3 protein-coding genes are annotated in these 4,082 nt (G+C 46.1%); 1 reads left to right on the top strand and 2 read right to left on the bottom strand.

What is annotated here, in order from left to right:
• Positions 1-320 (bottom strand): DUF2294 domain-containing protein (locus Q0294_RS20625; protein ID WP_299469220.1); only part of this gene is annotated, 320 nt, incomplete at its 3' end.
• Positions 321-1,357: 1,037 nt separating this feature from the next.
• On the opposite strand from Q0294_RS20625, the gene Q0294_RS20620 reads away from it, so the two are divergent.
• Positions 1,358-2,491: a GNAT family N-acetyltransferase gene (locus Q0294_RS20620; RefSeq protein WP_299469218.1), complete on the top strand. Its 1,134-nt coding sequence runs from the start codon at positions 1,358-1,360 to the stop codon at positions 2,489-2,491.
• Between the two features lie 45 nt (positions 2,492-2,536).
• Here the strand turns inward: Q0294_RS20620 and Q0294_RS20615 are convergent, their stop codons facing one another.
• On the bottom strand, positions 2,537-3,679 hold the full coding sequence (locus Q0294_RS20615; protein WP_299469216.1) for a DUF2156 domain-containing protein: 1,143 nt from the start codon (positions 3,677-3,679) through the stop codon (positions 2,537-2,539).
• Positions 3,680-4,082: the final 403 nt, after the last annotated feature.

Here is a 4,082-nt window from a genome sequence, read left to right as displayed (position 1 = left end):
TCGCCGGAGATCACGCTGATGTCATGATGCAGACAGATCACCTTCTCGCCAGTCGCCGAGAATACCAGTGCTTCCAGTTTTGGCCGCGCAATTTCAATCAGTTGTGTTCGGACCTGTTTCAACAGATCGCGTCCCTTTTCTGACGAGAGCGTTTCGACAAGATGTTTTTCCGCAGCCGTCAGCACTCCCTGCAGACGAACAACAAGAAATTCTCCAATCAGATGCGCTTGGATACTTTTAGGACCCCGCCCCATATATTCCTGTTCAAAGTGTGAGACGCCTTCGCAGATTGCGGCTTCGATTTCCCCCAAAGACTTCATGAGACCATGCTTTAGCCGAGATTTCCCATATGGATCAGCCTGAAACCATTCCAAGCATGGATTTTCTTTGATTGTAACCACTGCGGTCCCCCGTGTCTAAAACGAATTGATTTTTCTCCACTTTTGTTGTCCTTCTGTTGCTGAAATCCGGGAATCGCTACCGAGCGAATTATTTTTCAGCGGCCAACCCGGTTCGGTCAGTTGAAAGAATACGTACTTGGCATGCCGGGTTACCTTGTCTTGCCTGTCCCTCCTTTTGCATACTTTGCTAAGCCTGACGGAGGCTTCCACTCTCATTCCCAAATAATCACTCCTTGGCGCACGCGACCCCGACCGTCTCCACACGGGTGCACCTCGTCTCTCCGCGAGTTATTTTTGATGTCTTCCAGCTGGTATTCAGCTATGTCAATCACTTCCCGTAGCGAAAGAATGTTCTGTTTGTTTAGCGTTAAATATTTATTTTGTCAGCTTGGACTTCCCCAGAAATAGTCGTATTTCCTTTATGAAATGATTAACAACGACCAGGAGAGACGGGCGGCAAGGTGCATGGCAGAAAGGACTTATGCGATGTTTTGTTCTCGGAATTGGTTTATATGGCTGTCTTGTACGGGGATCAGTTCGCGAATAGAATTTTTCGTAGACAGTAAATCAAGTCACTATAGACTAACAACATCGGATGCAATCAATGAAGTGTGGCTACATCCTTCCCCTGCCGATGGTGTCCATGTCTTTAATGTTTCCGCACACGAGGCACTAAAAATACTGGGTAGCGTTCGTCCTGCTAAGGTTATCGCCGAGTGAATTGCATGTCTTAGAAGTAATCCGCATGGTCAATTCATTTAGCTGACCGATTAAGAAGAGTAATCAAAATCTGTTATCATACATCCTTAATTTGAATGCTTTTATTGAGCAATTCTTTCGCTCAATAAAAGCGGAGTGTCTCGGTAGAATGATTTTCTTTGGTGAGAATTCATTTAGAAACGCCATCAAAGAATACCATCTCTCGATTGTAGTGGGAAGACCTTCAGGGAATGCAAATGGGCACCAGTTATCGCTGTGAAATATTTGAGACGATTGATGAGGTCGATCACAGAGAGTGGAATGAGGTCTGTCATTATGCTCACAACTTGTATTTGAATCCTCAGTTTCTAAAAGCTGTCGAGAAGTCATTCGCTCCTGAAGCCAAAATCTGGTACGCCATCTATCGAGATGCCGGGAATCAAGTCGTTGCCGCGACCTGCTTCTCTCGTTACTACGTAGATCTTGCTCATATGGTTGCAGAGTCATCGATGTTACAAAAGATGATTTTAGGGGGCAGGCGTTTTCATTCCGGCTTTGGCAAAATTCGTATCTTACTGGGTGGCCTCCCACTGACCACATCCGACCATCAATTAGCGATTCATCCCGATGCAGATCTGAATCTGCTGACTGCCAGTCTCAGCGATACGGCACGAACTCTTGCTAATGAATCGAGGTGTCGATTGACGGCCTTTAAAGAATTTCAGCCCGAACTCACAGAGCGAATCAATGGCTTAACAGGTAATGGATATATTAAAATTCGAAGCCAATATGTTTACCAACTCTCGGGTAACTATGACTCTTTTGACGAGTATCTGACTTCTAGAAGAAGTGGGACGCGTCAGAGTATTCGTTCGAGCCTGAAACGTTTTGAAAAATCAGGACTCACCTACGAACATCTCCGTGGACGGGACGGTGTTGCAGAGATTTTCACTGAGGATGTCTATCGGCTTTATCTGAATGTGTTCCATCGAGCGAAGGTACGCTTTGAATGTATCCCGCGTAGTTTCTTTCAGGAATTGGCGCGACAACTCCCCGATGATTCTTGTTTTACCATCATCAGACAAGGGGAACAGATTGTCGGTTTTTGTTGCGGTGTCGCAGCGGGGGATCAGCACTCAGTCATGATTGTGGGCAGAGATGATCGAGTCAGCAGGGAGGCAGATCTGTATTTCAATTTAATCTATCGCGGGCTCGATCAGGCTCTGGTTCCTGGAATTCGCACTGTTCTATTTGGCGCGACCTCTGACCAACTGAAAAAACGCATGGGCTGCGAGGGAACGTGGTTAACAGCATACTCAAAAGCGAAACGACCACTCGGTACCTGGCTACTGAAGTTGGCGACACAATGGATGCTTCACAACGAAGATTAATCGCCTGCCACCAAATAATAGTGGTGGTGACAGAAATCCGCCTCTTTATTCTTTCGTTAGTTTTGGAGGTCTTTTCTTGCTAATGACGTGGTTCAACAGCCGCTTGGTCACTTTCGTCGGACTTAGCCGCAGCAGTCCACTCAGATGAACCGTTGTTAAGAACGAGGCAGCACTCACCTTGGGAAACGTGCAAATATATCGACTTTCCAGACGTGGTCGGAAACGAGTTTTGTAGTGCGCCAGGCCTGCACAATCATAAATCGAATTTAAATTTCCAGCAGCCCAACTGATAAAACGTTTGGAATGCGTTTTCTCTGCGGAACTGCTTGAACTGCAATTCAACCCTGGAATCAGACACAACGAGACCTGCTCCGCTCCTTCTGCTTTGATTGCTTCGATCACCGCCACTTTGAGATGAGGTAAAGCTCCGCGAACAGAATCTTGACGGTATCGATAAATCTCAAACGCCCATCCTTTCCCAGATTGAAAAGGATTGGCTACAACAAAGGCTTCAATCCTGCCCATACCCCTCGCACTTCTAGCGGTGAAAATTCGTTTGCGTCCTAAGTTGTCAAGGTCGATATTGCCCTGGAAAAATTGCATTTCCTGGCGTTGTGGCTTCAGTGAAAGTGAGTCTTTAGTAATTTGAATGAGTTCATCACGCGTCGCCATGACCTCATCTACTGAAGACAGTTTGTGCTCCCATTCTGAACAGAGAATCTCTTGCCGAGTACAATAGTTTCTTTGGCGTCTCAGCCACTCAAATTTCTTACCGCGGCAGTCCCAGTCTCGTAGATCTAGCAGGGCATCTTCTCCCCATTTCGTCACCTGCATACCAAACTCTTGGAACAACGGTAAGTCCACATCCGTAACGTTAAAGAAAGCCGCCGATTTGTGGTTAGTTTTAACAAGCCGCAAGAACTGTTCCAGCAATGACTTCTTACTTTCTTGAGGAGCAAGCAATCCGCCTCCGACTTTAAGGTGACCAGCGACGGTGACGTAAGAAATTGCCCCAGAGCGATCCGCTGACCAAAACGTGTTTCGGTTTGATTCACACGCTAAATAAGAGTCGTAAACTTGACCGTGCTCGTAAGCAAGACATTCGAGATAGCGATCCTCGAAATGTTTTTTCTGGACCGAAATCTGATGTGAAGCGAACTTCTTAGAAGTACTCTGAAAAGAATTCACTTTTCCCCCCGTCACCAGAAATAGTGGGTGCTGGATTTAGGTTATACTGCTTGCTCAAACATTTCGGGACTCTGATATGGTGGGCAATTATTTTGAGTTGTCTTAAACAATAATGGGCAGAATGTTTATTATGAGGGGAATGGGATATGTGGGTCAACTGTTTTCTGGATAAGTCTTAAAGCCATTGGGCATAATGAGAGAGAAAAGCTGTTGAAACCGTCGGGTACAAAAGACGTGTCGCACGTTAAGTCCCTTAACCAATTGATCTTTGACAACAAAATCTGGTGAAAGGACTGACGTGAGTTGGGGTAGGTATGCCGTGAAGGACTGTTGGTTTTGACCTTTTAGGCTAGATCGCGCGTGCACTGTGTGAAGAAATAACTTGGCGGGGCGCATTTGATCG

Origin of the sequence: uncultured Gimesia sp. (genome assembly GCF_937919775.1) — a bacterium.
In the GTDB taxonomy this organism is placed as follows: domain Bacteria; phylum Planctomycetota; class Planctomycetia; order Planctomycetales; family Planctomycetaceae; genus Gimesia.
Note: the sequence above shows the minus strand (reverse complement) of the source record. Positions and strands in the feature narration are given on the sequence as shown.